We start from the raw sequence: 26,752 nt of genomic DNA, 5'->3' as shown, positions 1-26,752 counted from the left end.
ATCCGCCCCGCCTGATCTAGCCCAAGAGGCGGCGTGAGATCACCTGCGCCTGAATTTCTGCTGCACCTTCAAAGATGTTCAGAATGCGGGCGTCGCACAACACACGGCTGATTTTGTATTCAAGGGCAAAGCCGTTGCCGCCATGGATTTGCAAACCGTTGTCCGCAGCCGCCCAAGCGACCCTTGCCCCCAGCAGCTTGGCCATGCCCGCCTCAACGTCGCAGCGGCGGCCTTCGTCTTTTTCAAAGGCAGAAAAATAGGTCAGCTGGCGGGCCACCATCAGTTCGACCGCCATCATCGCCAGTTTGGACGACACACGCGGGAAGTTGATCAGCGCCTTGCCGAATTGTTTGCGGTCTTGGGCGTATTGCATGGAAATATCGAGCGCCGATTGCGCCACACCAATTGCGCGGGCCGCGGTTTGGATGCGGGCACTTTCAAAGGTTTCCATCAGCTGTTTGAAGCCTTTGCCCTCTTCCCCGCCGAGCAGGTTCTCACCTTTGACTTCGAACCCGTCAAAGCCCAGTTCGTATTCCTTCATGCCGCGGTAGCCGAGCACTTCGATCTCGCCGCCGGTCATACCTTCTGTCGGGAAGGGGTTTTCGTCAGTGCCGGGGGTCTTTTCCGCAAGGAACATCGACAAGCCGCGATAATCAGTGGTGTTTGGATCGGTGCGGGCCAGCAAGGTCATCACATGGGTGCGGGCGGCGTGGGTGATCCATGTCTTGTTGCCGGTGATTTTGTAGTCGTCGCCATCTTTCACCGCGCGGGTGCGCAGGGAGCCCAGATCAGAGCCGGTGTTCGGCTCGGTAAAGACCGCCGTGGGCAGGGTCTCGGCTGAGGCGATGCGGGGCAGCCACTTGGCTTTTTGTTCGTCCGTGCCGCCCGCGATGATCAATTCCGCGGCAATTTCGGAGCGCGTGCCGAGCGATCCAACACCGATATAACCGCGCGACAGTTCTTCTGAGACCACACACATTGAGGCCTTGGACAGGCCGAAACCGCCGTGCTCTTCTGGAATGGTCAGGCCAAAGACGCCCATCTCGGCCAGTTCGTTGATCACCTCCATGGGGATCAGCTCATCATTGAGGTGCCAGTCGTGGGCGAAGGGTTCGACCTTTTCCACGGCATAGCGGCGGAACTGTTCGCGGATCATCTCAAGCTCTTCGACCAGACCGCTGGCGCCGACCGTGATATTAGCGGAATGTTCCTGCATCAGTTCGACCAAGCGTGTGCGGGCATTCTGGGTGTTACCACCTTGGGTCAGGGCCATGATGGCGGGGTCCATCATGTCACGCATGTCGTCTTGGCTGAGGCCAAGATCTTGCAAGCGCAGCATTTCCCCCTGATTCATCTGGATGCCGCCGTAGATCTGCCAAAGGTATTCACCAAAGGCGATCTGGTGGATCAGTTGTTCGGTCTCTCCAAAGCGGCCCTCGCCTGACAGCTTGTCTGCCCATTTTTGCATTTGGCGCAGGGCTTGTGCATAGGTCGCAAGCCAAGCCAAACCATGTGCAGCCGTTTGATGTTGCTCAATAAGTGCGGCAGAAACACGGCCATCAGCACTCACCAAGGCTCGGACTGATGTGACCGCTTTTTCCAGAACGGCATCCACCGGGGCAACCGCCGCAGCTGTCAGTTCCAACAGGTTGTCGAGAATAATCGATGTGTGCATTGTCACGTCCTGACCATCATGAGCCATGTTTCTGATCCTCTTTTAGCTTGGTCACGGCATATCCTTTTCGCAGGTGCAGCACAACAAAGATACGTTTGCATGTGGCATTTTGTTCTAAAATTACGCGGCGAAATTGCGGGTGCAGCGAAATCCAGAGGTGTTATGTAGGCCTATGGATGCGATTTTCCCCTTTTTAACGCCGACGACATTGACGCTTGCCCTGCTCATCGCGGTGTTCGGCGGATTCGTAAAAGGTGTTGTGGGGTTTGCGATGCCCTTGGTCATCATTTCGGGACTGACGACCTTTATCGCGCCGGAATATGCACTGGCGGGGCTGATCGTGCCGACACTGGTGGCCAACACCGTGCAATCTCTGCGGCAAGGTGTAGGTGCCGCTTGGCAGTCGATCAAAGCGTTCCGAGTGTTTCTGGCCGTTGGCGGGATTGCGTTGGTGTGTTCGGCTCAAATGGTGCGGATTGTGCCGGTTGAGGTCCTGCAATTGCTGATTGGCGTGCCGGTGATGGTCTTTGTACTGATCCAGCTGCTCGGAGTGACGTTACGTCTCGGGCGGCGATCCGCCACTGTCGAAGCCATGATTGGCGCCGTTGCGGGGTTTATCGGGGGGATGTCTGGCGTGTGGGGGCCGCCAACAGTGATGTATCTCACCGCGCTTGAGACCCCCAAACAGGACCAGATGCGCATTCAGGGGGTGATCTACAGTGGCGGAGCGTTGGCCCTGTTTGGTGCGCATCTCGGGTCCGGCGTGCTCCGCGCCGAAACACTTCCGTTCTCGCTCGCCTTGGTGCCACCTGCCATGTTTGGCATGTGGCTCGGCGGACGCGTTTCCGACCGGATAGATCAAAAGATCTTCCGGCGGTCTACGTTGATTGTGCTGCTGTTTGCTGGTGCAAATTTGGTGCGCCGCGCTCTGTTCTAGAGCGCATGGGCAAACCCTTTGAGGATGCTTTTGCGCATCAGGGCTAGCCGCGCCGTGCGACGGTGACGCCTGAAACGTCTTCTATAAAGGTCTTGATGCGGGTTTTGACGGCTTCGTCCTTGATCGCGGCAAGGGCGGTGACGATTTCCATTCCGGCATCTTGGGCAGGGGCGGCGTTGTTGTTGTCGTGCAGTCCCTCAAAGAAGTAGGACGGCGGAACATCAAGGATTTGAGCCAGTTCAAAGAGGCGGCTGGCAGCGACCCGGTTCGACCCGATTTCGTATTTTTGAATCTGCTGGAAAGACAGGTTCAGCTTTTTCGCCACGTCGGTCTGTGACAGGCGCCGCAACGTGCGGATCTGCTTTAGCTTGCGACCAACGTGGATATCGACTGGATGTGACATAAAAAACCTCTGGTTGTGCCTGACATTGATCGCGAACTTCTTAAGCGCGTTCAATTGAATAGATTTTTCCACTTTTGGGAGAAATATGTACAATTGATGGATGATTTTTGTTGCACTGATGGATGATTTACATACCATGGGCCCGATATGAACCAACATCTAAATCCCAAGCCCGAGGCGGCACCGGACAAGCTTCCTCCGCCACCGGCGCTCTTGTTCGAAATGATACGGTCCTTTGTGACTCTCGCAGCGACGCTAAACCTATCGCATGCGGTGAAGGATCTTAGCAGCACGCGGCAGACTGTCAGGCGGCACATCTCGACCTTGGAGGAAGAGATGGGTGCGCAGCTTTTTTACGTGGATGACCGGCGCTATCAATTGACCGCTGCGGGCGAGGCGGCCCTGCCCGGAGCCAAGGATATATTGGCCCGCGGGACCACTTGGTTACGCGGCCAGGTCAGTTCTGTTGGCCATTTGCAGCTTCTCAAGGCGCATGTAGGGCAGTGGGATTTCTATCAAGAACAACAGCCGATCGGCCGCATCTGGAAAGACCCGTCATTGCTGTTGCGCGAGACATTTCGCGCCTGGGCGATGTCAGCGGGTGAGATTGAGAGCCCGCAATTTGCTCATGTGCGCCCGTATTTGATTATCTATCGCCAGACCGAAGGGGCGTGGATCTGCGTCGAATTTGGCCAAAAATCGGTCTATGTGAATTGGTTCGGACAGGACTATGCGCGCTCCAGTATTGGTCGCCCGATTAGCCAAATGCCTGCGGGTGAGGAATTTTCTTACCTGATTTACGAGGCATTTCATGAGGTGGAAGCCACCCAAACCGCCCGTTTGGATCACGTTTTTACCCGAATGCCGCGCCTTCCAAGCGAATCGCTCGTGCCAATTGCTTACCAAAGATTGATCCTGAGCGGGTTTTTCCCCGATGGATCACCGGCGGTGATGTCGCTGATCCTGCCGGTGGATCAGGTTCGGATTACCGGGCTGGATCCGTCTTTGATCGAATCATTGGACCCGGTCACGCCCATCGCGTTCGACCCCGAAGACGCCATCTTTGAAAGGGAAATTCTCGGAAAATAACATCATATCTCAACAACTTTGGCCATCCGATTCAATTATCGGGTGTTTTTTTGCTGTTTGTACTAGTGTGGGAAACAATAAGCCAAAGGAGACAGAGTATGACGATCCAATTCCCTCAGGACGCGGCACCGTTTATCGCGACCAGTCGCAATGTATTGCGGTCTCACGGGGTCGAAATCACAATTGGTAGTGATTTCGAGGAGTACAGCCAAATTATTTCAGAAGAACGCAAGGTTCAGAATCTGGGTGCGCCTTTCAATTACGAAATGCACGATCTGTCCGAAAAGAATGCTTTTTGGCTGACCGGACGGAATAAAGAAGGTGAATTGATCCACACTCAAGCGGCCAAAAAGGTGCCCTTGGGCGGAAAAACGCTGGCCAATCATCTGCTGAGCCGGTTTCGGGATTTTCCACCTCCGATCCCCGGGGTGAACCTCGAACGGTCGCGGTTTCGGGCAACGCCGGGCTCTCACCGCATTGATGGTAATGTGGTGTACCATGGCGAGGTTTGGATGGCCCCGGAGAAGGGCAAGTACCGCGGCTCTGGCCTGTCGACCGTTCTGGCGCGGACCGGCTTGCTAGAAGTGACGCGGCGTTGGAACCCTGACTATATGTTCGGCTTTATGTTGCGCACCGTGGCGTTCAAGGGCTTTGCGGAACGCATGGGCTATATGCACAATGAACCGAACGCCTTGAAATGGCAGATCGCCGGACGTGACGTGCCGATTGAGGCATTCCTGACTTGGCTCAGCCAAGAGGATGCGCGGTTCCTGCTGGATATTCCGGTAGAAGATCTGGTGATGGAAGCCGCCTGACCCCAAACCCCTTTGGCAAACAAAAAGAGCCGCAGGTTTCTGCGGCTCTTTTTGTTTGTTTCGTTCAATCGATCAACCGATTGCGGCGGCTTTCACGTCGTCATCAATAAAGGGCAGATACTGCGCAAAGTTCTCAGAGAACATATTGACCAGCTTTGCCGCCTGGCGGTCATAGGCCTCTGCATTGTCCCATGTGCGGCGCGGATCGAGCAGGATATCCGGAACACCGTCAACCGCCACAGGCACTTCAAATCCGAAGTTCGCATCCTTGCGATACTTCACATCTGCCAGCGCGCCCTCAAGCGCGGCAGTCAGCAGGGCACGCGTGGCTTTGATCGGCATACGTGATCCGGTGCCATAGGCGCCGCCGGTCCAGCCGGTGTTGACCAACCAGCAGGTCGCGCCATGCTGGGCGATCTTTTCGCGCAGCAGGTTGCCGTAAACCTCGGGGCGGCGCGGCATGAAGGGCGCACCAAAGCAGGTTGAGAATGTCGGCTCCGGCTCGGTCACGCCGCGTTCAGTGCCTGCGACCTTGGAAGTGAAGCCGGACAGGAAATGATACATAGCCTGCGCCGGGGTCAGCCGCGCGATGGGGGGCAAAACACCAAAGGCGTCGCAGGTCAGCATGATGATGTTCTTGGGGTGACCGCCCACGGCCTTTTCCGAAGCGTTAGAAATATAGTGCAGCGGATAGGCGCAGCGCATGTTGGCGGTCAGGCTGTCGTCGTTAAAATCCAGCTCTTTGGTATCTTCGTCAAAGATCATGTTCTCGATGACAGTGCCAAATTTCTTGGTGGTTGCGTAAATCTCTGGCTCCGCTTCGGCGCTGAGATTGATTGTCTTGGCGTAGCAGCCGCCTTCAAAGTTGAAGGTGCCATTGTCCGACCAGCCGTGTTCGTCATCACCGATCAGAGTGCGCTGGGGATCAGCGGACAGTGTCGTCTTGCCCGTGCCGGACAGGCCAAAGAATACAGCCGTGTCCACGGGATTGCCCGTGGCGTGGTTGGCCGAGCAGTGCATCGGCATGATGCCCTTTTCCGGTAGCAAGTAGTTGAGCAGGGTAAAGACCGACTTTTTATTCTCGCCTGCGTATTCTGTGCCGCCGATCAAGATCATCTTGCGGTCGAAATTCATCGCGATCACGGTTTCGGACCGGCAGTTGTGTTTTTTTGGGTCGGCCTGAAAGCTGGGGCAGTTGATCACGGTGAAGTCGGCGATGAACTCATCCAGCGCCTCACGCTCTGGCCGGCGCAGCATGGTACGGATGAACAGGCCGTGCCAAGCCAGCTCTGTGACCATGCGCACGTTGATGGCATGACGCGGGTCCGCGCCGCCCACCAAATCCTGCACAAAGTATTCGCCACCTTGCATATGGGCGATCATGTCTTCGTAGAGGGCGTCAAACCCTTCGGGGGACATCTGCGCGTTGTTTTCCCACCAGATGCTGTCTGCAACGCTGTCGGTCATCACGACATGTTTGTCTTTGGGGGAGCGTCCGGTGAATTTGCCGGTTGTGACAAGGAAGGCGCCACCATTGCCAAGAGTGCCTTCGCCACGCTTGAGCGCGGTTTCGATCAGCGCGGGTTCCATCAGGTTATAATAGACATTGCCCAGCCCGTTGATCTGTTGATCTTCAAGGCGGAACTGCGGGTTTACCCGTCCAAATGTCATACAATGTCTCCTGTAGGCGCGCGCAAACTGGCGCTATCTGGCTTAATCAGGCCACTTGGCCCTGGGCCTCATTAGGGCCTTGAAACGCCTCATAACACGACCGCGAAAGATATGAACAGGCGGCTTTGCCGCAGTTAGCGCCATCATGGCAAACTTTGGCCTCAGCCCCCAAATTCCGCAGGGCAACGCCTGAAATCATGGCAGGGTTCGATAGGGTAAACTGCGGCAATTTAGCCATTCCTAACCAAATTATGGCGAAATTACGGTGTGTTTGGAGACTGATTCGCAGTTTGAGATTGATTCGGGGGGCAAAAGTGTTGATCAATGGCCGCAAAACAAAAAATTAAAAATTGAGCAGCATAAGGAAACAGGCAATGTCAAAAATTGCATTGGTGGACGACGACAGGAACATCCTGACGTCTGTTTCGATGACTCTCGAAGCAGAAGGCTTTGAAGTTGAAACCTACAACGATGGGCAGGCCGCACTCGACGCATTCAACAAACGTCTTCCCGATATGGCCGTTCTGGACATCAAGATGCCGCGCATGGACGGCATGGATTTGCTACAGCGGTTGCGCCAGAAAACCGCGATGCCAGTGATCTTTCTCACGTCCAAAGATGACGAGATTGACGAGGTTCTGGGCCTGCGGATGGGCGCCGATGATTATGTGAAAAAACCGTTCAGCCAGCGCCTGTTGGTCGAGCGCATCCGCGCACTTTTGCGCCGTCAGGATGCGGTTGCCACGGATGAGGTCGGCGAAACCGAAGAGACCAAGGTGATGGAACGTGGTGATCTGCGGATGGATCCGCTGCGCCACGCAGTCAGCTGGAAGGGCAAGGACGTGTCACTCACCGTGACAGAATTCCTGCTGCTTCAGGCCTTGGCGCAGCGTCCGGGTTTTGTGAAATCGCGCGATCAGTTAATGGACGTCGCCTATGACGATCAGGTTTATGTGGATGACCGGACCATCGACAGCCACATCAAACGTCTGCGCAAAAAGATGCGCACCGCGGATGATGAGTTCTCCGCGATTGAGACGCTGTACGGCATCGGCTACAGATATAACGAAGAATAATCTGGACCGATGGCACTGGCCGAAAGGAACTTTGTGCGGGATCTGAGCACCACCTCACGAGACGGCGATGTTGTTCTGGGTGACGATTGGGTTGCGCCGGATCAATCTGCCCCGGACGAGCTGCGCGTGCGGCGCGAACGGCGTGGGTTGTTTTCACTGCGCACCTCGCCGCTGACCCGCAAAATCATCACGTTCAACCTGATTGCGTTGAATGTGTTGGTGGCGGGCATTTTGTATCTGAACTCCTCGCGGGATTCACTGGCCCTGCAACGGGCGTCTTCGCTTTTGTCTGAGGCGGAATTGATCGCCGACGTGATCGAAGCGCGTTTGCCGGACGGTGCTGTTGTAAATCTGGCGGCAGGCGGTGAGGTCGATGTCGCTGCCACGCTGGACGGTCTTGATCTGCGAAGCGGCGTGGATGTTTTTGTTTTTGATACCTCCGAGACGCTGATTGCCACAAGCGAAGGGCGCTTGCCCTTGGCCGAAAAGCTTGGCGGGGAAGGCGACGACAGCCGCACCTTGCTCACTGATGGGTTGACCTTCGTCTGGGATGCAGTGTCCGGCCTGTTCAGCAGCAGTGACGGGGATACCCCCGCCCTGCCATTGGAAGAACAATTCAAGCCGTTGATCGCAGGTAGCCTGGCTTCCGGCACGCAGATCGAGAACACGATTGATGCCAATGGCAACACTTTGTTCACGGTTCTGACCCCCATAATGCAGTCCGGTCAGCCGCTGGGTGTTGTGGCGATTGCCTCTGCTGCGGGTGAAATTGATAAATTGGTCCGCAGCGAACGCGAACGCGTTTTGCAAATGTTTGTGATTGCCACTCTGGTGTCCATTGGTCTGAGCCTTGTTTTGGCGTCAACCATTGCCAATCCGTTGGCTGATTTGGCCGCCGCAGCCGAACTGGGCCGCGACAAGGATGCCCGCAAGATGAACCCCGGACGGATCAGGATCCCTGACCTGACGGCGCGGCCTGATGAGATCGGGCGATTGTCCGGTGCATTGCGCGGTATGGTTTCGGCCCTTTACAACCGGATTGACGGCAACGAACAGTTTGCTGCTGATGTGGCGCATGAGATCAAAAACCCGCTGGCCTCGCTGCGTTCGGCGGTGGGCACATTGCGGATGATCAAGCGTGAAGATCAGCGTGAAAAACTGCTGGATGTGATTGACCACGATGTTCGGCGGCTCGACCGTTTGGTCAGCGATATCTCCAATGCATCCCGTCTGGATTCCGAACTGGTCAAGGAAGAAGAAGAACAGTTTGACCTGCTCAATATGGTCGGCAATCTCAGCCAGTATTTGGGTGAAGACGCCAAGAGCAAAGGCATTGATTTCATTAGTGATCTGCCCGCCAACCCAATCCTTGTGCATGGGCTCGAAGCGCGATTGGCGCAGGTCTTTGTGAATCTGATCACCAACGCCATTTCGTTCTGCGAAGATGGCGATGCGATCCGGGTCTGGGCGCGTAAACGCGAAAACCGGGTACTGGTGGTGGTCGAAGACACTGGTCCGGGTATCCCCGATCAGGCGCTGTCAAAAATCTTTAAGCGGTTCTATTCTGAACGCCCGGTTGAGCATTTTGGTAACAACTCCGGCCTGGGTCTGGCGATTTCCAAGCAAATCGTTGAGGCGCATGGCGGTGTGATCTGGGCCGAGAACATTCGCCCGACCGAGGCGGATATCACATCTGAACCTCTGGGTGCCCGGTTTGTTGTGGGCCTGCCAACCTGATCAGAAAGCGATGACGGCATGGCACCGCTGACCGAGACTCTGCATGCCACATCTGTGAGTGTGGAGGGGCATGCAGTGCTTATCCTTGGCGCATCGGGGACGGGTAAGTCTGCCTTGGCGCTTCAACTGATTGCACTGGGGGCAGAATTGGTCGCGGATGACCGCACAATCATCACCCGAAGCTCAAAGACATTGCGTGCTTCAGTGCCAGAGGCCATCGCGGGCCAGATTGAGGCGCGGGGCGTCGGCATTCTGGGCGTCCCTCATGCCGCTTCCGCGCAGGTGGTGCTGGCGGTTGATATGGGGCGGCAAAGCGCCAAGAGACTGCCTGAACCCGAAACCATCGACGTGCTGGGGATCGCGCTGCCATGTCTGTGCCGGGTTGATGGGCCGCATTTTGCCGCAGCGATCTTGCTTTCCCTCCGGCGAAGTATAAATCTGCGGTCATGATCCCCGATGACAACGCCTCAGTGAACCCCGACGAGGGGCCGCAGCGCCGCATTGTGCTGGTGACCGGACCGTCCGGCGCGGGCCGGTCTTCGGCGCTGAATGTGCTTGAAGACGCGGGATTTGAGACCATCGACAACCTGCCACTGCGGCTTTTGCCTGCCTTGCTGGCCAGCCCTGAGCAAGACCGCCCGATGGCCCTCGGGATCGACGCGCGAAACCGTGACTTTTCGACCGATGTCATTCTTGATCTGCTGGGTGAATTGTCGGCCCGTGCCGATCTAAAGGTCGAACTGTTCTATCTTGATTGTGACACAGATGTGCTGCTGCGCCGGTTTTCGGAAACCCGCCGACGGCACCCGCTTGCCCCCGAAGACAGCCCCGCCGCGGGCATCGAGCGCGAACAGGCGCTGCTGCGCCCGTTGCGGACGCGGGCCGATATCTTGATCGATACCAGCCAGTTGAACGTGCATGACCTGCGGGCGGAGGTTGAACACTGGTTTGCACCCGGCGGCAAACACGATCTGAGTATTTCGGTGCAATCTTTTTCCTACAAGCGCGGGCTGCCGCGCAGTGTGGATATGGTGTTTGACTGCCGGTTTCTGCGCAACCCATTCTGGGACGAGACCCTGCGGAGATTAAACGGGACGGACGCCGCGGTTGCGGCCTATGTCAAAGGAGATCAACGCTATGCGGGATTCGCAGATAAGGTGTTCGAATTGAGCCAGTTGATCTTGCCCGCTTCTCAGGATGAGGGAAAATCACACATTTCAATCGCCTTTGGGTGTACGGGCGGGCAGCATCGGTCGGTGACGTTGGCAGAAGATCATGCTTTGCGCCTTGCGCAGCAGGGCTGGCAAGTGTCAATAAGACACCGCGAGTTGGATCGGCAGGACCGGAAAGAGACATCGACGTGATCGGAATTGTGATAGTCGCACATGGCGGGCTGGCGGGGGAATACCTCGCTGCGATTGAACATGTTGTCGGCTCACAAAACGGGGTCCGCGCAATCTCAATCCATGCAGATCATGACCGCAGTGCCAAGGAAACCGAGATTTGTGCTGCCGCCGACGAGGTGGATCAGGGCGAAGGCGTGGTGATCGTAACGGATCTGTTTGGCGGATCGCCGTCAAACCTGTCTCTATTGGCGTGCCGGCCAGAGAACCGCCGGATTTTGTACGGTGCCAATCTGCCAATGCTGATCAAACTGGCCAAATCCCGCCAAATGGATGTGCCTGATGCGGTGCGCGCCGCGCTTGATGCTGGTAAAAAGTATATCGACAGCCAAAACGTGAGCGCAGGTTAGAAAGCCCAATTTTATGCCCGAATTTTCCCTAAAGATCGTGAACGAAAAGGGTTTGCACGCCCGCGCCTCTGCCAAACTGGTCGAAGTGGTCGAGGCATTTGACGCCCGCGCCGACGTCAGCAAAGATGGCATGACCGCTTGTGGCGATAGCATAATGGGGTTGCTGATGCTGGCTGCCTCACGCGGCAGCACAATCGACGTTCAGACCACGGGACCAGATGCAGAGGCCCTTGCGGAGGCATTGACGGCGCTGGTGGCGGACAAGTTCGGCGAAGGTTTCTGAGCGTTTCGAGCGACCGGAAAAGGGTGACATGTCTTGGTGAAAGATCTGCAAACATCAGACGCGGCTGAAACGGCGACGCCCGAGGCGGGCGAAGTGTCTTTTGTCACCTATGACCGCAGCAGCTTGTCTTATGCGTCTACCTTTGATGATCCGGTCAAATCGCGGATCATCAGCATCATCGAGCTGTTTACCGGAAAGCTGAAGATTTTGCGGATGATCAAGCGGTTCGAGAAACGCGGCACCCCGTCGGGGCAACCGTTCTGGCGCGCCGCGCTTGATACCATGGGTATCGACTTGTTGACCCCGCAGGCACAGCTGGACCGCATTCCCAAGACCGGACCCGTGATTGTGGTTGCCAACCATCCGCACGGTATGGTGGACGGGATGATCTTTGCTGATCTGATTGGCCGTGTGCGCCCCGACTACCGTATTCTGACGCGGTCTTTGCTGACCTCGATTGATGAGGTGGCGGGCAGCTATATGATCCCCGTGCCGTTCCCCCATGATCCTGATGCACAGCGCAAAGGCGTTGAGATGCGGGCCAAGGCGATGGCGCATTTGAAAGAGGGCGGTGTTGTCGCCCTGTTCCCATCGGGTGTGGTTGCCTCATCCCAAACATGGTGGGGGCCGGCGGTGGAGGCGGAATGGAATGTCTTTACCGCCAAGATGATCCGCAGATCGGGCGCCACGGTTGTTCCGATGAAATTTCCCGGCCAAAACAGCCGTGCCTACCAGATCGCCAACAAAGTCAGCCCGATGTTGCGGCAGGGGTTACTGCTGCATGAAATCGTACACAGTTGTGACAAGCCCCAAGCGCCGATTGTGGGCCATCCTATACTGCAGGGCGAGATCGACGCCCGCGCTGATGATCCGCGCGGCTTTATGGCTTGGCTGCGCGAGCAGACCCTTGCTCTGAAGGACTAAAGCGCGGCGCTGATGGCGCGGCAATAGACTTTAGGGGTGGTTTCTACGGCAAAGGTTGAGGGGCCAGCCCCTCAAACTCCCCGGAGGTATTTAAGGCCAAAAAGGGAGGCCTCGGGCGGTCTTTTCTAGCGGGTCGGAACCGGCACTTCGCCGCGGTAGTCGTAAAAGCCGCGATCGGTTTTTCGGCCGAGCCATCCGGCTTCGACATATTTGGTGAGCAAGGGGCAGGGGCGGTATTTGGTATCGGCCAGCCCGTCGTGCAGCACGTTCATGATCGCCAGGCAGGTGTCGAGACCGATGAAATCCGCCAGTTCAAGCGGGCCCATCGGGTGATTGGCACCCAGTTTCATTGAGCTGTCGATGGATTGCACAGATCCTACGCCTTCGTACAGGGTATAAACCGCCTCGTTGATCATTGGCATGAGGATGCGGTTTACGATGAAGGCCGGGAAATCTTCGGCAGAGGCGGCGGTTTTGCCGAGGCGGTCCACCACGGCTTTGCAGGCGTCGAAGGTTTCGGTGTCTGTGGCGATGCCGCGGATCAATTCGACCAATTGCATCACCGGGACCGGGTTCATGAAATGGAAGCCCATGAATTTTTCCGGGCGGTCGGTGCGGCTGGCCAGGCGGGTGATGGAAATCGAAGAGGTGTTTGAGGTCAGAATTGTATCTGGTTTCAGGTGCGGCAGCAGGTCTTCGAAGATGGCTTGTTTGACAGTCTCGCGCTCGGTCGCGGCCTCAATGATCAGATCGCTTTGCCCCAGATCGGTGAGCGTTTGAGTTGTCTTGATCCGGGCCATAGCCGCGTTGGCATCTGCCTCTGACACTTTGCCCCGGCCCACCTGCCGACCAAGGTTGCCTTCGATGGTGTCCATGGCGTTTTTCAGCGCGTCGGCGCTGACGTCGGTGACAAGCACGTCATACCCGGCCAGGGCCATCACATGTGCGATACCATTGCCCATCTGGCCTGCGCCGACGATGCCGATTGATTGGATGTCCATGGAATGTCCTTTTCTGCCTGACCCTACAATAGGGTGCGGCGGGGGGCAGTCGCAAGGGCAGGGTTTGTCCAAAAAGCGTGGCAAATTCACTCGTTAAGCGAATCGCAGGATTGGTTGAGGCATGTTGGATCTGGGTGAATGAAACAAGGTGGGTGTGATGACCTTTGATGCATTAGGGCTGGGGGCCCTCGACTATCTTCCGTGCCGATATGGCAATTCGAAACTGTTGTTCCGGGGGCCAAAACGCGATTTGGATCAACCCTATGTCGCATTTATTGGCGGTACGGAGACATATGGAAAATTCCTCGCCAAACCGTTTCCGGTTTTGGTGGAGGAGGAGATTGGCAAAACCGCCGCGAATTTTGGCGTGCCAAATGCCGGGATCGATGTGTTTGTGAATGACCCGTTTATTCTGGGCGCGGCGGCGCAGGCGGATGTTGCGGTTATTCAGGTGCTGGGAGCGCAGAATATGACCAACCGGTTTTATGCGGTGCATCCCCGGCGCAATGATCGGTTTGTCTCGGCTTCATCGCTGTTGGCGACGATCTACCGCGAGGTTGATTTTGCCGATTTCCATTTTACCAAACATATGCTGACGCGTCTGCTTGAGGTGTCACCGGACCGGTTTGCCACGGTGTTGCAAGAGTTGCAGCAGGCCTGGCTGGCCCGAATGCGGCTGATGTTGAGCCAGGTTCGGGGCAAATCCATCCTGCTTTGGTTTTCTGAGCATAAACCGAGGGATAGCGGGCGCGGTCCTCCGCAATCCATTGGGAACGATCCGCTTTTTATCACGCGGCAGATGATGGATGAGGTCGCCGGTCATGCCACGCATGTGGTTGAGGTCGTTGCCTCCCCGAGAGCGCGGGTGATGGGAACCGAAGGGATGATATTTGCCGAGATGGAGGCCATGGCTGCCGAGGAAATGCTTGGCCAGCAGGCGCATATCGAGGCGGCAGATGCGGTGGTCTCTGCCTTGCACCGGATCCTTTAACGCAAAACGGCCCGCCAGTGAGGCGGGCCGTTTGGTCTGATCAGAGGTGACCCTCTGACAATCAGATTTTTTCGATCAGTTCGGGCACGGCCTCGAACAGGTCAGCAACCAGACCAAAGTCAGCAACCTGGAAGATTGGCGCTTCTTCGTCTTTGTTGATGGCGACGATGATCTTGCTGTCTTTCATACCTGCAAGGTGCTGGATCGCACCGGAGATGCCGACGGCAACATAAAGATCAGGTGCAACAACTTTGCCGGTCTGGCCAACCTGCCAGTCGTTCGGGGCATAGCCGCTGTCAACCGCAGCGCGGGATGCGCCAACGGCGGCACCCAGTTTGTCAGCCAGTTTTTCGATCAGGGCAAAATCGTCTTCGGAACCGACACCGCGACCACCGGAGACCACAACGCCAGCCGACGTCAGCTCTGGACGATCGGATTCGGCAACCTTGTCTTCGACCCATTCGGACAGACCGGGGTTTGCGGCCGCGCCGATGGTTTCAACAGAGGCAGAACCGCCTTCGCCAGCCGCATCAAATGTTGCGGTCCGGAAGGTGATGACCTTCTTGGCATCTGTGGATTTGACGGTTTGGATCGCGTTGCCAGCATAGATCGGACGCTCAAACGTATCCGCATCCACAACGCCGGAGGCGTCAGAGATGATTTGCACGTCCAAAAGCGCGGCCACACGTGGCATCACGTTTTTGGCGTCTGTGGTGGCCGGTGCAACGATGTGATCGTAATCGCCCGCCAGAGACACGATCAGGGCGGCAGTGGTTTCCGCGAGGCGGTGACCCAGAGATGCATCTTCCGCCACCAGAACCTTGGCAACGCCATCAATCTTGGCAGCCGCATCGCCCGCCGCAGCAGCAGAACCACCGGCAGCCAATACAGTCACATCACCCAATTGCTTGGCAGCGGTCACGGCCTTGGCCGTTGCGTCCATCGCCAGTTCGCCATCGGTTACTTCCGCAAGGAGAAGAACAGCCATTACACAGCCCCCGCTTCTTTGAGTTTCTCGACCAGCTCGTCCACGGAGCCGACTTTGATACCGGCGGCACGTTCTTCCGGCTCAACGGTTTTTACGATTTCCAGACGGTTGGACACGTCAACGCCATAGTCAGCAGCGGTCTTTTCATCCAACGGCTTTTTCTTGGCTTTCATGATGTTCGGAAGCGACGCATAGCGCGGCTCGTTCAGGCGCAGATCAACGGTGATAACCGTTGGCATGGACACCTTGATCGTCTGAAGACCGCCGTCCACTTCGCGGGTTACAACGGCGCTGTCGCCGTCGATGTTGATATCGGAGGCAAATGCACCCTGCGACCAACCCAGCAGCGCAGAAAGCATCTGGCCAGTGGCGTTCATGTCATTGTCGATCGCCTGTTTGCCCGTCAGAACCAGACCGGGCTGTTCTTCGTCTACGATCGCTTTGAGGATCTTGGCCACGGCCAGCGGTTCGATGTCGTTATGCACATCATCAGAAGCCACAACCAGAATGGCGCGGTCGGCGCCCATGGCCAGCGCGGTGCGCAGTGTTTCCTGCGCCTGCTTGACGCCAATGGATACAACAACCACTTCGTCCGCCTGACCGGCTTCTTTCAGACGGATCGCCTGTTCGACGGAAATTTCGTCAAACGGGTTCATCGACATTTTTACGTTGGCTAGATCAACACCCGATCCGTCCGCTTTGACGCGCACTTTCACGTTGTAGTCAATCACGCGCTTGACCGGCACGAGTACCTTCATGAGCGTTTTCTCCTTGATTGCGACTCACCCAATGGCAAGTCCTTGAACTTCCTCTCGGCTGGTTTAGCGAAAGGATTACAACCGAAACAGGGCAAAATCGGCAATTGCGGCATTAAGTACGCCGCGTTTTTTATGTTAGCGCCTCAGCTAGGCAAAACTTTTCCGAAATGTTTCAGGATTTGGTATCGCTCAAGACGACTGGACCTTTGAGGGAGTGGATGATGAAAACCGATGCACAGCCGGTGGAGCTGACGACAGGCGAGGCTCGTACTCTGGTCGGCATGGCCGGGAGTTTCACGGCAGACACCCGCAGCGAGATACCGAAGTTGTGGCAGGCGTTCTTTGCCGCCGGCCCTGATATCGCGGGGGCGGTGCCGGATACGATGTATGGCGTTTCGTTTTCTCACGATGAAAAGGGCGGCTTTCGCTATGGCGTCGGGTTGGAGGTGGCATCCGTACCGGACCAACTGCCGGAGGGGTTTTGCGAGATGCATCTGTCCGAGGGGCTTTATGCCCTGCGCCGGGTCTTTGGGCCAATGACAGATCTGCCCGGACAGATGGATTGGATGTTCTGCGACTGGTTGCCGTCGTCAGAATACAAACTGCGCGAGGGTGCGGTGTTTGAACGCTATGGTCCGGATGAGCGGAACAGCCCTGATGCGATGGCCTATGAGTTGTGGTTGCCAGTGGCAGCCAAGGAATAGCCCAAGGCTCAGCGGTTGGCGCCCGGCACCCAAAGCACGTCGTCCTTGCCGCCGTTGTTGGCCATGCGTGCGGCGACAAAGAACCAATCGCTGAGCCGGTTTAGGTATTTCACCGCAACGGGGTTGATCGTTTCTTGTTCGGACAGCAAAACCGCCAGCCGTTCGGCGCGGCGGGCCACGGTGCGGCAGACATGCAATTGCGCGGCCAATGTGGTGCCGCCGGGCAGAATAAAGCTGCGCAGCGGGTCCAGTTCGGCGTTCATAATGTCGATCTCTGCCTCAAGGCGGTCGACCTGTTCTGCGGTCATGCGCAGAGGCGGGTATTCGGCGTCTTTGTCAGCTTCCATATCGGGGCGGCACAGGTCTGCACCCAGATCGAAAAGATCATTCTGGATGCGCGACAAGGCATCGTCGGTTTCGCCGGTGGCCTCTAGCCGGGCCACGCCAACAAAACAATTCAGTTCGTCACTGGTCCCGTATGCCTCAACCCTTGCGCTGTGTTTCGCGACACGTGTGCCATTGCCAAGGGCGGTGGCGCCGGAATCACCCGTGCGCGTGTAGATCTTGTTCAGTACGACCATCAGCCTGCGTCCTTGCGAAAGTAGATATACCCCAGGATCAGCAGCACCGCGATGAATTGGGCGATGATACGCAGGCGCATGATCTTGTTGCCGTTGCGCTTGTTAAACGCGCCGCCTCCGGCAAAGCCGCCAAGCCCGACCATCAGCACAACAACGACCGCAAGCACGGCGAGGATCACGATAACAAAAAGCGGGTCAGAGGGCATAGCCATTCCTTTCGGGTTCTATGGTGATGTAGCGGGCCATAATCTGTGCGCAAGTTTTTTCAGCCACCCATCACCTTGTCGAGCAGGCGTGTGGGCAGCAAACGCCGCGTGAAACCGGAAAAATAGGTCGGGACTGTGACGTAATAGCGCGGGCGCGGGCGGTGCGCTTCGATGGCGTGGATCAGTTTGTTCACCACCGCTTCGGGGCCAAGCTCAAAGGTGGTTTTTTTCACTGAGTTGTAGAGCCGTGGACGCAGCTCGGTTTCGTATTGCGCAGCGCGAGGGGCGTTTTTCCAATCAATCCATCGCTCAAATTGCAGGATTGAATTGGCCCGGAAGGCAGAGGTGATCGGCCCCGGCTCGATCAAGATCACGTCGATGTCGGTATCGCTCATTTCCATGCGCAATGTATCCGTCAGACCTTCAAGCGCAAATTTACTGGCGCTGTATGCACCGCGCCACGGCATCGTGATCAGGCCCAGAACCGAGGAACATTGCACAATCCGTCCATGTCCCTGCGCCCGCATTACCGGCAGGACCGCCCGGGTCAGGCTGTGCCAGCCAAACACGTTGGTCTCGAAAATGTCGCGCAGGGCGTCCGTTGGCAGATCTTCAACCGCGCCGGGGATCGCATAAGCGCCATTGTTGAATACTGCGTCCAAAGTACCCCCGGTTGCCTCAAGCACCTCGGCCAACGCGGTTCTGATGCTGTCGTCATCCTGATAGTCGAGGCGTGGTGCGTCAAATCCTTCACGGCGAAGGCGATCACAATCTTCTTTCCTGCGACAAGCCGCAAACACGCGCCAGCCCCGCGCGCGCAAGGTTTGCGCGGCGGCATGGCCGATGCCGCTGGAACAGCCGGTGATGAGGATGGAGCGTTCAGACATAAAAAAGGCCTCCGGAGGGGAGGCCTTTCATGACGTGTGATATTCAGAATGGCAATCTTGGATCAGCTTTCAGACAACAGGAAATCAGCCATCCAGCCTTCTTCACCGGTCAGGACAGACCGCATTTTGACCCAGCCGTTGCCGTTGTCTTCGAGGATCTCAACCGCGTCGCCGCGGATCAGTTTGCTGACCACCGAGAAATTCGTGCTTGGCCCGCCGCGTACATTGACGCGATTGCCTGACACGGTGCGAATGTCGAGGCCGACCTCAGACACCAGCGCGGCAGAGCTGACATCGGGGCTGGTGGTGTCGTCTTGGATGATCAGGCTGGGAATGATCGCGGGCGTGTCGGCGGACGCCGTTGTGACCGCCACGTTGGTCGGCACGGCTGCGGTATCGACCGTTGCGGCAGCGGCGGGCGCCACTGTGGCCGCGCTGCCCGACTGGTCCAATGCTTCTTGCAAGGTGGTCAGGTTCAGCGAGACCCGCGTCACAGCTTCATTCAAAGGCGGGTTGGTGTCGGTCGCAACCGCAGGCGCGGAGGCCAGGACAACCTGCGCATTGCTGCTGGACGGGTTGTCAAACGGGGTTGGACTCACTGTTTCTAGACGCGCCATGCGGGTGTTGATCGGATCAAAATCAGCCCCACCGCTCATTTCATAAAATGACCAGCCCAAAAAGCCAAAGGAAACCAAGATAAACCGAAACATGACAAGAACCCCGAAAGTGCAGATGTTTGGAGCTTAACGTCAATCTCCCCCCTAAAGTTCAATAGCAAATTTAGCGATTCACCGGGAGGGGAAATGATATCAACCTCTCCCCGTGGTAAATCTGTCGCAATTTGCACGTGTGTTTCACCTTTGCGGCCCATCATCCGCTTGCTGCATCCGCGCCCCTTGGATACACAACATCTATGTCTGACGTGACCGATCCCCCCAGCATGGACCCGCATAATCTGTCCGAACCCCTGCGCCGCGCGCTGGGTGAGCGGTATTTGACCTATGCGTTGAGCACGATCATGCACCGGGCCCTGCCGGATGCGCGGGACGGGCTCAAGCCGGTGCATCGGCGAATTCTCTATGCGATGCGCGAGCTGCGGCTGGCCTCCAACGGGGGGTTCCGAAAGTCGGCCAAGATTTCGGGCGATGTGATGGGCAACTATCACCCCCATGGCGATGCCGCGATTTACGATGCGATGGCACGTCTGGCGCAGGATTTTAACGTCCGTTATCCGCTGGTCGATGGGCAGGGGAACTTTGGCAATATTGACGGCGATAACCCCGCCGCTAGCCGGTACACTGAGGCCCGGATGACCGCCGTCGCCGAGGCAATGCTTGAAGGGCTTACTGAGAACGCCGTTGATTTTCGGGAAAATTATGACGGCACCCTGACCGAACCTGTGGTGCTGCCTGCACAATTCCCAAACCTGCTGGCCAACGGGTCCAGCGGGATCGCGGTTGGGATGGCGACCAATATACCACCGCATAATATCTCCGAGCTGTGTGACGCCTGCATCCACCTTATCAAAACGCCTGATGCCCGCGATGACACGCTGCTGAACTATGTGCCGGGGCCGGATTTCCCGACAGGCGGTATCATCGTAGAGCCGCCAGAGAACATCGCGACGGCATACCGCACGGGCAAGGGCGGGTTCCGCCTGCGCTGCCGCTACGAGGTTGAGGATCTGGGCCGCGGGCAGTGGCAGATTGTGATCACCGAGATCCCCTATCAGGTTCAAAAATCAAAGCTGATCGAAAAGATTGCCGAAGCGATCCAGACCAAGAAGATTCCGATCCTTGCCGATGTGCGCGACGAATCTGCCGATGACATCCGGATGATCCTTGAGCCGCGCTCTAAGAATGTCGATCCAGAGGTTCTGATGGGGATGATGTACCGGCATTCCGATCTGGAGGTCCGGTTCTCGCTCAATATGAACGTGCTGATCGATGGGGTCACCCCACGCGTCTGTTCGATGAAAGAGGTGCTGCGTGCCTTTGTAGATCACCGGCGCGAGGTGTTGCAGCGGCGCTCTGTTCACCGAATGGAAAAGATCGATCACCGTCTTGAGGTGCTTGAAGGCTTTATCGTAGCCTTTCTCAACCTTGACCGCGTGATTGACATCATCCGATACGATGACGATCCCAAGGCGGCCCTGATGCGCGAGGATTGGGGCAAGACCCACGTTCGCGCCATGGATGAGGCCGATTATGTGTCGCCCGTCCCCGGCGAGGGAGAGCTGAGCGAGGTTCAGGCGGATGCGATCCTGAACATGCGTCTGCGGTCCTTGCGGCGATTGGAAGAGTTGGAGTTGATGCGCGAGCAGTCGGCGTTGATGGAAGAACGCGCGGGCCTTGAGGACTTGCTGGAAAGCGAAGACCTGCAATGGACATCGATCACCGAACAACTGCGTGCCACGAAAAAGCAGTTTGGCAAAGACTACGCTGGCGGCGCCCGCCGCACCACCTTTGCCGAGGCGGGCGAAGTGGAAGAGGTGCCAATCGAGGCGATGATCGACCGGGAGCCGATCACGGTGGTTTGCTCCGAGATGGGCTGGATTCGCGCCATGACCGGGCATATCGATCTGGCCCGCGAATTGAAGTTCAAGGATGGTGACGGGCCGCGTTTCATTTTCCATGCGGAAACCACGGATCGTTTGTTGGTGTTCGGCTCGAACGGTCGGTTTTACACCGTTTCTGCCAGCGCCCTGCCGGGCGGACGCGGTATGGGGGAACCCCTGCGTCTGATGGTCGATCTGCCCAATGAAGTTCAGATCGTCCGGCTGTTTATCCACCGTCCGGATCGCAAGCTGCTGGTGGCCTCAAGTGCCGGGGACGGATTTATTGTCCCCGAAAACGATGTGGTTGCGCAAACCCGCAGCGGCAAACAGGTACTGAACGTGCGCGGTGATGTCACGGCGCTGATCTGCCATGAGGTCGATGGCGATATGGTCGCGACCGTGGGCGAGAATCGCAAAGTGCTGGTTTTCGGGGTGGATGAGCTGCCCGAAATGGGCCGGGGCAAAGGCGTGCGCTTGCAAAAGTACAAGGATGGCGGGCTTTCGGATGCCACCACCTTTGACAGTGCGCAGGGGCTCAGCTGGCTAGATCCGGCAGGGCGTACGCGCACCGAAACGGATCTGACCGAATGGTCCGGCAAACGGGCCAGCGCCGGGCGCATGGCGCCGCGCGGTTTCCCACGTGACAACACGTTCACCTGATCCGGGCCCACCATATCACTGATCAATCCTCCAACGCTGGCCCTTGGGGGACACCGCCCACCGCGCCGCCCGCACCGAATGCCGCCAAGGCACCGGGCTGGATGCAGGTGGAGTTCGTCGGTAGCCGTTGGGCGCTGTTCTGGCTGGCGCTGAAGACCGGGTTTCTGACGGTCATCACATTGGGCATTTACCGGTTCTGGATGAAGACGCGCTTGCGCCGCTGGTATTGGTCGGCGATCCGGCCGGGTGGTCATCCGATGGAATATGTGGGTGATCCCATTGAAAAGCTGCTCGGCTTTTTTATCGCAGTGGTGATCCTGACTTTCTACATCGGCATCGTGAATCTGCTGCTGATGTTTGTCAGTTTCTCGGTCTTCAATTCTTCTTGGGTTGGGTATCTGGCGAGTTTCGCCGGGGTGATCCCGATTTGGTTTTATGCGCGGTATCGGGCGCGGCGGTACGTTCTGGGGCGCACCCGCTGGCGCGGGGTGCGGTTCGGCCTCGAAAAAGGCGCGTGGGGCTATGCGTGGCGGGCCTTGGTGCATTGGGCGATCACCCTTTGCACCTTGGGTATCCTGTGGCCTCGCATGACGTTCTGGCTTGAGAAATATCGAACCGACAGGACGTTTTTTGGATCGGCTCGACTGACGCAGGGCGGGCATTGGACGATGCTGTATCGTGCGGCGGTGCCGTTTGTGCTGTCGTTGATAGCCACTGGCGCTTTGGTCATTTGGCTGATCTGGATTGCCCCGCTGTTTCCACAGATGGAGGGCTCTGTTGATGGTTTCGTTGCCGGTGTTGAAGGGTTCTTCACCGAAGAGGGTCCGGCGGCAGTGGCAGCCTCACCAGAGCGTCTGTTGTTGGGCCTGCTCTGTATTCTTGGACTGATCTACGGCGCTGTCCATTATCGCTGGACGGCCAAGCGAATCTTGGCGAACCACAAGACCGCGCCGGGGATCACGTTTCATTCCGGTCTCAACAGCGCACGGATCGCAATGATCTATGTTCTTGGGGTTCTTATCTCCTATCTCGTGCTCACCTTCTCGGTATTGTTGGTCATTCTCATGGGCGCTGCGGTGCTTGGCTTTGACAGCTTTCTGGCGTGGTTTGGATTGGGCAGCATGTCGGCGGTCGGCGACTGGCCGCGTTGGGTGGCCGTGGTGCTGATGGGGGTGCTGTATCTGTCCGCGTTTCTGCTTTGGGGCGTGCTCTACAACACCTTTGTCACCTTCCCGATCATGCGGCATATGGCGCTGACCACCCGCCTGCCGGATCATCACGGACTTGATCACATCAGCCAACGTGCCCGCGATGATTTTGCTGAGGCCGAGGGCTTTGCCGAAGCCCTAGATCTGGGGGCTGCGATATGACCGGGGGCCTCTCTCCCCGCGCCATGGATGCCACCGGCGCAAGCTATTTCGATGGGGATGTGCCGCAGCCGCGCGGGGTGACACTGGCGTTGACACAGGGGCAGAGCCTGCTTGAGATCACTCTGGACGATGGTCGGGTGGTGGAATGGCCATTGACCGAAGTCCGCGCCTTGCCGGACATTTCGGGTCGGGCGCAATATGTGCTGCGCTGGACAGGTGATCCATTGGCGCGGCTGGTGTCGCCCAATCCTTTCTTGCTGTCCGCCCTGCCGCAGGCCAAACGCCGCGCTCCGCCTAAGGGGCGCGGGCGGCTGATCAAATGGGCCGTTGCCGCCGTGGCTGCCGTGGCTTTGCAGATCTTTGTGCTGGTGCCACTGCTGGCGGACAACATGGCGAAGTTCATCCCAATTGAGGGGGAAAAGGCGCTGGGCGAGGCGACCTTTGGCCATATCCGAGAGGCGCTGGATGACACCGGGCTGACCCCGATTGACGTCTGCACAGCAGAGGCTGGCACAGCGGCGCTGAATGAACTGGTGACCAAAATCAGCGGCGACCGTGCGTTTCGGCAGGACGTGACGATTGCCGTACTTGATCACGAAATGGTCAATGCCTTTGCCCTGCCGGGCGGTTTTGTGGTGCTATTTCGCGGTTTGATCGAGGCCGCAGATGGCCCCGATGAGGTGGCCGCTGTTGTTGCCCATGAAATCGGCCATGTGATCAGCCGCGACCCCACGCGTCATGCCCTGCGCTCTGCCGGGTCCATTGGGGTGCTGGGGCTTTTGTTCGGGGATTTTGCGGGCGGTGCAGCTGTGCTGTTTCTGACGGAACGGTTGATTGCGGCGCAGTATTCGCAAGCGGCCGAAACCGCCGCCGATATTTTTGCGCACGAGGCGCTGGAGGATGCATCGATCAGCCCAGCCGCCTTGGGCCGAATGTTTGAAAACCTTCAGGGAGAGCACGGCGACCGCAGCGGCGTGGCAGCGCATTTCCTCACTCATCCCGCGATGGGGGAACGGATTCGCGCTGCGCGGGCTGCGGTTGATCCAGATGGCACCTATTTTCCGTCGATGCCCGATGAGAGTTGGGCCGCGCTACAAAACATCTGCAAGTGACCGGAGCGGCGGGCTTTCTAAGAGGTTCACACCGTCTTCCTCAAAAGAACGCCTGCCGGATCACAGCGGTTTTGCGGTCATCCAAACGCCGCCTTCGGGGCGCAGTGTCAGGATCATAACCGGTTCAGGATCTTTGCCAGCCACAGGTGTGAATTCGAACCGCGACAGCAAGGTTGCCAGAATTATCACCGCCTCTTGCAGGGCGAAAGACGCCCCGATGCAGATACGCGGGCCGTCGCCAAAGGGCAGATAAGCGTAGCGGTCAATCGCCTTGCGATCGGCAAACCTCTCAGGGCGGAAACTATCGGGATCGTCCCACAGCATCTGATGCCGCCCCAGCGCATATATAGGAATCATCACTGTATCGCCGGGCTTGATCTCGCGGTCACAGAGGGTATCGGCCTTTTGTGCAGTGCGCGAAATGATCCCGGCGGCGGGGTACATCCGCAAGGCTTCGTCAATGATCATGCGGACAAATGGCAGGTTTTCCACATCATCGCCGGTGCAGGCGCGGCCATTCAGAACGCTTTGTGCTTCGGCGCGGGCACGGTCCTGAACCGCCTTGTCAAAGCCGACCAGATACATCGCCCAGGCCAAGGTCAGCGCAGTGGTTTCATGCCCCGCCACGATGAAGGTCAGCAGATTATCGCGCAGCTCGCTTGTCGACATCTGCCGCTTTGTCTCCGGGTCAATCCCTTCCAAGAGCAGATCAAGCAAATCTGGCGTCCCGTCATTGCCGCGTTGCGCCCGCTCGACGATAGCATTGTCCGCGAGGGACTTCATTTCTTTGAGCGCCTTGCCCGACATCACCCTGCCGGGGCGCGGGATCCAGTCGGGCAGACCGAGTATGTCAAACAGGCTGATCTTGCCCGCCTCGGCGATGTAATCGTCAATTGCGCCATGCACTTTGTCGCGGTCAAAGGTATCGCCGCCCGAAAAGGTCACATCGCCGATGACGTCAAAAGTGGTGGTGACCATTTCGTCCAGCATATTGACCGCCCGCGGCCCTGCGGCGGTAATCCGGTCTGCGGCGCGCTCTGCCGCGGCGGTCATGATCGGTGAAAGGTTCATAACGTTGCGGTGCGAAAACACCGGAGCAGCGGCCCGCCTTTGCCAGCGCCAATGCGCCCCTTCGGCAATGAATAACGATTCGCCAATGGCCGGTTTCAGCAGGTTCTTGGTGACTACGGATTTTGGATAATCCTCCAGCCGGTCCAGCAATATCTGCCGGATCGCGCCGGGGTCCATCACCATATGCCAACGCTTGCCGGTTTTGCCAGAGACCATTGGCTGGGTCATGGCGATGGCCGGTATGATGCTCAGCACATTGCGCCGCGCCATTTGCAGGCTTTCAAGTATGCTCTTGGGCTCTGTGACAAGCGGCACGCGAACGGGCAGGGGGCTGGCGGCGGTCATCTGATGGTCCTCCGAATGGTCCTGTCTTCTAGATAGGGTTGAACAGCGCTTTGGCCAAGGCGGCAAATGATTGCACCTTGCGGGGGCTTGCGGTATCGAAATGCGGTCTCCTCCGCCTTGAAAGGGCTCTGTTATGATGCGTGTTGTTTTGGTTGTGCTGTCCCTTTTCATGCTGGTTGCCTGTAATGGTGCGGCTGATCTGAACAAGGCTGCGGTGCCGCTGGGAGATTTCAAACTACAGCATAATATCGCCGTGGCACCCAAAGCGGTCAAAGGCCCGCTGAGCCGTGAGGCCAGCAAGGAGGAGCTGACCAAAGCGTTGACAGATGCCACCGAAGAACGTTTTGGACGTTACAACGGCACCCGCAACTATCATTTCGGGATGAGCATCGAGGGTTATGTGCTGGCCCAGCCCGGCGTGCCGGTTCTGTTTGCGCCAAAATCGATTCTCGTGATCAATCTGACTGTTTGGGATGATGCCAAAAACCTCAAGCTGACGCCAAAGCCGCATCAAATCACTGTGTTCGAATCTTTTGATCAAGGTCCGGTTGTCGGATCGGGCTATACAAAAAGCGCTGAAGAGCAGCTCAAAAACCTGTCCCAGAACGCCGCAAAAGCCATTGAAAGCTATCTGGTCAAGCAGAATGCCGAAAACGGATGGTTCAACGGGGACGCAGAAGGCGCAGTTGCGGCAGAATAATTGCGGTTCCACGTGATCGCGCGAAGTCCTGCTTGATTTTAGGCTCCAGACCCAATACATCGCCCGCCATATGAGGATCGGGTCCGATGGGCCCTTCAATTACAAAAGGGTGCTTGCAGCATGGCAAAGGAAAAGTTTGAACGTAATAAGCCGCACGTCAACATTGGCACAATCGGCCACGTTGACCACGGCAAAACGACGCTTACAGCGGCGATCACCAAGTATTTTGGTGACTTCAAAGCGTATGACCAGATTGATGGCGCGCCCGAAGAAAAAGCCCGTGGGATCACGATCTCTACCGCGCACGTTGAGTATGAAACCGAAGCACGTCACTACGCGCACGTTGACTGCCCCGGCCACGCTGACTACGTCAAGAACATGATCACCGGTGCGGCGCAGATGGACGGCGCGATCCTGGTTGTGAACGCTGCTGACGGCCCAATGCCACAGACGCGCGA

Annotated in this window: 28 protein-coding genes; 17 read left to right on the top strand and 11 right to left on the bottom strand. The window is 57.4% G+C overall.

Annotated elements, in window-relative coordinates; translation table 11 throughout:
- Positions 1–16: 16 nt before the first annotated feature.
- On the bottom strand, positions 17–1,702 hold the full coding sequence (locus tag C8N31_RS00140) for an acyl-CoA dehydrogenase family protein (RefSeq protein ID WP_025046924.1): 1,686 nt from the start codon (positions 1,700–1,702) through the stop codon (positions 17–19).
- Between the two features lie 145 nt (positions 1,703–1,847).
- Between C8N31_RS00140 and C8N31_RS00135 the strand changes: the two genes are divergently transcribed.
- On the top strand, positions 1,848–2,612 hold the full coding sequence (locus C8N31_RS00135) for a sulfite exporter TauE/SafE family protein (protein ID WP_025046923.1): 765 nt from the start codon (positions 1,848–1,850) through the stop codon (positions 2,610–2,612).
- A gap of 43 nt (positions 2,613–2,655) precedes the next feature.
- On the opposite strand, the gene C8N31_RS00130 is transcribed toward C8N31_RS00135, so the two are convergent.
- Entirely contained in the window at positions 2,656–3,174 is a 519-nt protein-coding gene (locus C8N31_RS00130; RefSeq protein WP_231013642.1) for a helix-turn-helix domain-containing protein, read from the bottom strand.
- Here C8N31_RS00130 and C8N31_RS00125 point away from each other — a divergent pair.
- Together C8N31_RS00125 and C8N31_RS00120 are read left to right on the top strand one after the other, a co-directional pair.
- Positions 3,163–4,104, top strand: coding sequence for a helix-turn-helix domain-containing protein (locus C8N31_RS00125; protein ID WP_025046921.1), 942 nt, complete (start codon positions 3,163–3,165; stop codon positions 4,102–4,104). The genes C8N31_RS00130 and C8N31_RS00125 overlap by 12 nt on opposite strands.
- 98 nt (positions 4,105–4,202) lie before the next feature.
- A complete protein-coding gene (locus C8N31_RS00120; protein WP_025046920.1) occupies positions 4,203–4,919 on the top strand; it encodes a hypothetical protein in 717 nt (238 codons plus the stop codon).
- A gap of 72 nt (positions 4,920–4,991) precedes the next feature.
- Here the strand turns inward: C8N31_RS00120 and C8N31_RS00115 are convergent, their stop codons facing one another.
- Positions 4,992–6,590 (bottom strand): phosphoenolpyruvate carboxykinase, encoded by a 1,599-nt coding sequence (locus C8N31_RS00115; RefSeq protein WP_025046919.1) that lies wholly within the window; start codon positions 6,588–6,590, stop codon positions 4,992–4,994.
- Positions 6,591–6,964: 374 nt separating this feature from the next.
- Here C8N31_RS00115 and C8N31_RS00110 point away from each other — a divergent pair, with 374 nt between their 5' ends.
- The 7 genes from C8N31_RS00110 to C8N31_RS00080 are packed head-to-tail and all read left to right on the top strand — an operon-like array spanning position 6,965 to position 12,363.
- A complete protein-coding gene (locus C8N31_RS00110) occupies positions 6,965–7,666 on the top strand; it encodes a response regulator transcription factor (protein WP_037905394.1) in 702 nt (233 codons plus the stop codon).
- A 9-nt stretch (positions 7,667–7,675) separates the two neighbouring features.
- Entirely contained in the window at positions 7,676–9,403 is a 1,728-nt protein-coding gene (locus tag C8N31_RS00105; RefSeq protein WP_051544564.1) for a sensor histidine kinase, read from the top strand.
- A gap of 18 nt (positions 9,404–9,421) precedes the next feature.
- Complete coding sequence (locus tag C8N31_RS00100) at positions 9,422–9,853, top strand: HPr kinase/phosphorylase (protein WP_025046917.1); 432 nt, start codon at positions 9,422–9,424, stop codon at positions 9,851–9,853.
- Entirely contained in the window at positions 9,850–10,767 is a 918-nt protein-coding gene (gene rapZ, locus C8N31_RS00095; protein ID WP_051544563.1) for an RNase adapter RapZ, read from the top strand. Before C8N31_RS00100 ends, rapZ begins: the two co-directional genes overlap by 4 nt.
- Entirely contained in the window at positions 10,764–11,156 is a 393-nt protein-coding gene (locus C8N31_RS00090) for a PTS sugar transporter subunit IIA (protein WP_025046915.1), read from the top strand. The genes rapZ and C8N31_RS00090 overlap by 4 nt, the downstream gene beginning before the upstream one ends.
- Before the next feature lie 13 nt (positions 11,157–11,169).
- Complete coding sequence (locus tag C8N31_RS00085; RefSeq protein ID WP_025046914.1) at positions 11,170–11,439, top strand: HPr family phosphocarrier protein; 270 nt, start codon at positions 11,170–11,172, stop codon at positions 11,437–11,439.
- Positions 11,440–11,484: 45 nt separating this feature from the next.
- Complete coding sequence (locus C8N31_RS00080; RefSeq protein WP_037917858.1) at positions 11,485–12,363, top strand: lysophospholipid acyltransferase family protein; 879 nt, start codon at positions 11,485–11,487, stop codon at positions 12,361–12,363.
- Between the two features lie 125 nt (positions 12,364–12,488).
- On the opposite strand, the gene C8N31_RS00075 is transcribed toward C8N31_RS00080, so the two are convergent.
- On the bottom strand, positions 12,489–13,364 hold the full coding sequence (locus C8N31_RS00075; protein WP_025046912.1) for a 3-hydroxybutyryl-CoA dehydrogenase: 876 nt from the start codon (positions 13,362–13,364) through the stop codon (positions 12,489–12,491).
- Between the two features lie 157 nt (positions 13,365–13,521).
- Between C8N31_RS00075 and C8N31_RS00070 the strand changes: the two genes are divergently transcribed.
- Complete coding sequence (locus C8N31_RS00070; RefSeq protein ID WP_025046911.1) at positions 13,522–14,355, top strand: DUF6473 family protein; 834 nt, start codon at positions 13,522–13,524, stop codon at positions 14,353–14,355.
- 61 nt (positions 14,356–14,416) lie between these two features.
- Here the strand turns inward: C8N31_RS00070 and C8N31_RS00065 are convergent, their stop codons facing one another.
- On the bottom strand, positions 14,417–15,343 hold the full coding sequence (locus C8N31_RS00065) for an electron transfer flavoprotein subunit alpha/FixB family protein (RefSeq protein ID WP_025046910.1): 927 nt from the start codon (positions 15,341–15,343) through the stop codon (positions 14,417–14,419).
- A complete protein-coding gene (locus C8N31_RS00060; protein ID WP_025046909.1) occupies positions 15,343–16,101 on the bottom strand; it encodes an electron transfer flavoprotein subunit beta/FixA family protein in 759 nt (252 codons plus the stop codon). The genes C8N31_RS00065 and C8N31_RS00060 overlap by 1 nt, the downstream gene beginning before the upstream one ends.
- 221 nt (positions 16,102–16,322) lie before the next feature.
- Here C8N31_RS00060 and C8N31_RS00055 point away from each other — a divergent pair, with 221 nt between their 5' ends.
- On the top strand, positions 16,323–16,805 hold the full coding sequence (locus tag C8N31_RS00055; protein WP_170116145.1) for a GyrI-like domain-containing protein: 483 nt from the start codon (positions 16,323–16,325) through the stop codon (positions 16,803–16,805).
- Between the two features lie 8 nt (positions 16,806–16,813).
- Here the strand turns inward: C8N31_RS00055 and C8N31_RS00050 are convergent, their stop codons facing one another.
- From C8N31_RS00050 to C8N31_RS00035, 4 genes are all read right to left on the bottom strand, one after another.
- Positions 16,814–17,386, bottom strand: a complete 573-nt coding sequence (locus C8N31_RS00050; RefSeq protein WP_025046907.1) for a cob(I)yrinic acid a,c-diamide adenosyltransferase — start codon at positions 17,384–17,386, stop codon at positions 16,814–16,816.
- Positions 17,386–17,592, bottom strand: a complete 207-nt coding sequence (locus C8N31_RS00045) for a twin transmembrane helix small protein (protein WP_025046906.1) — start codon at positions 17,590–17,592, stop codon at positions 17,386–17,388. The genes C8N31_RS00050 and C8N31_RS00045 overlap by 1 nt, the downstream gene beginning before the upstream one ends.
- 59 nt (positions 17,593–17,651) lie before the next feature.
- Positions 17,652–18,479 (bottom strand): SDR family oxidoreductase, encoded by an 828-nt coding sequence (locus C8N31_RS00040; protein WP_025046905.1) that lies wholly within the window; start codon positions 18,477–18,479, stop codon positions 17,652–17,654.
- Between the two features lie 62 nt (positions 18,480–18,541).
- Entirely contained in the window at positions 18,542–19,189 is a 648-nt protein-coding gene (locus tag C8N31_RS00035; protein ID WP_025046904.1) for an SH3 domain-containing protein, read from the bottom strand.
- A gap of 203 nt (positions 19,190–19,392) precedes the next feature.
- On the opposite strand from C8N31_RS00035, the gene parC reads away from it, so the two are divergent.
- From parC to C8N31_RS00020, 3 genes are all read left to right on the top strand, one after another.
- The gene (gene parC / locus C8N31_RS00030; RefSeq protein ID WP_025046903.1) at positions 19,393–21,696 is read left to right on the top strand and encodes a DNA topoisomerase IV subunit A; all 2,304 of its coding nucleotides are present in this window, start codon (positions 19,393–19,395) and stop codon (positions 21,694–21,696) included.
- A gap of 101 nt (positions 21,697–21,797) precedes the next feature.
- Positions 21,798–23,066: a DUF898 family protein gene (locus C8N31_RS00025; protein ID WP_025046902.1), complete on the top strand. Its 1,269-nt coding sequence runs from the start codon at positions 21,798–21,800 to the stop codon at positions 23,064–23,066.
- A complete protein-coding gene (locus C8N31_RS00020) occupies positions 23,063–24,178 on the top strand; it encodes a M48 family metallopeptidase (protein WP_231476698.1) in 1,116 nt (371 codons plus the stop codon). The genes C8N31_RS00025 and C8N31_RS00020 overlap by 4 nt, the downstream gene beginning before the upstream one ends.
- Before the next feature lie 60 nt (positions 24,179–24,238).
- Here the strand turns inward: C8N31_RS00020 and C8N31_RS00015 are convergent, their stop codons facing one another.
- Complete coding sequence (locus C8N31_RS00015; protein WP_025046900.1) at positions 24,239–25,594, bottom strand: cytochrome P450; 1,356 nt, start codon at positions 25,592–25,594, stop codon at positions 24,239–24,241.
- A gap of 133 nt (positions 25,595–25,727) precedes the next feature.
- On the opposite strand from C8N31_RS00015, the gene C8N31_RS00010 reads away from it, so the two are divergent.
- Together C8N31_RS00010 and C8N31_RS00005 are read left to right on the top strand one after the other, a co-directional pair.
- A complete protein-coding gene (locus C8N31_RS00010; protein WP_025046899.1) occupies positions 25,728–26,294 on the top strand; it encodes a hypothetical protein in 567 nt (188 codons plus the stop codon).
- Between the two features lie 120 nt (positions 26,295–26,414).
- A partial coding sequence (locus C8N31_RS00005; protein WP_211313758.1) for a GTP-binding protein occupies positions 26,415–26,752 on the top strand: 338 nt, incomplete at its 3' end.

Origin of the sequence: Sulfitobacter mediterraneus, from assembly GCF_003054325.1 — a bacterium.
Classification (GTDB): Bacteria; Pseudomonadota; Alphaproteobacteria; order Rhodobacterales; family Rhodobacteraceae; genus Sulfitobacter; species Sulfitobacter mediterraneus.
The sequence above is the reverse complement of the archived record's forward strand: the minus strand, read 5'-3'. Positions and strand labels throughout refer to the sequence as shown.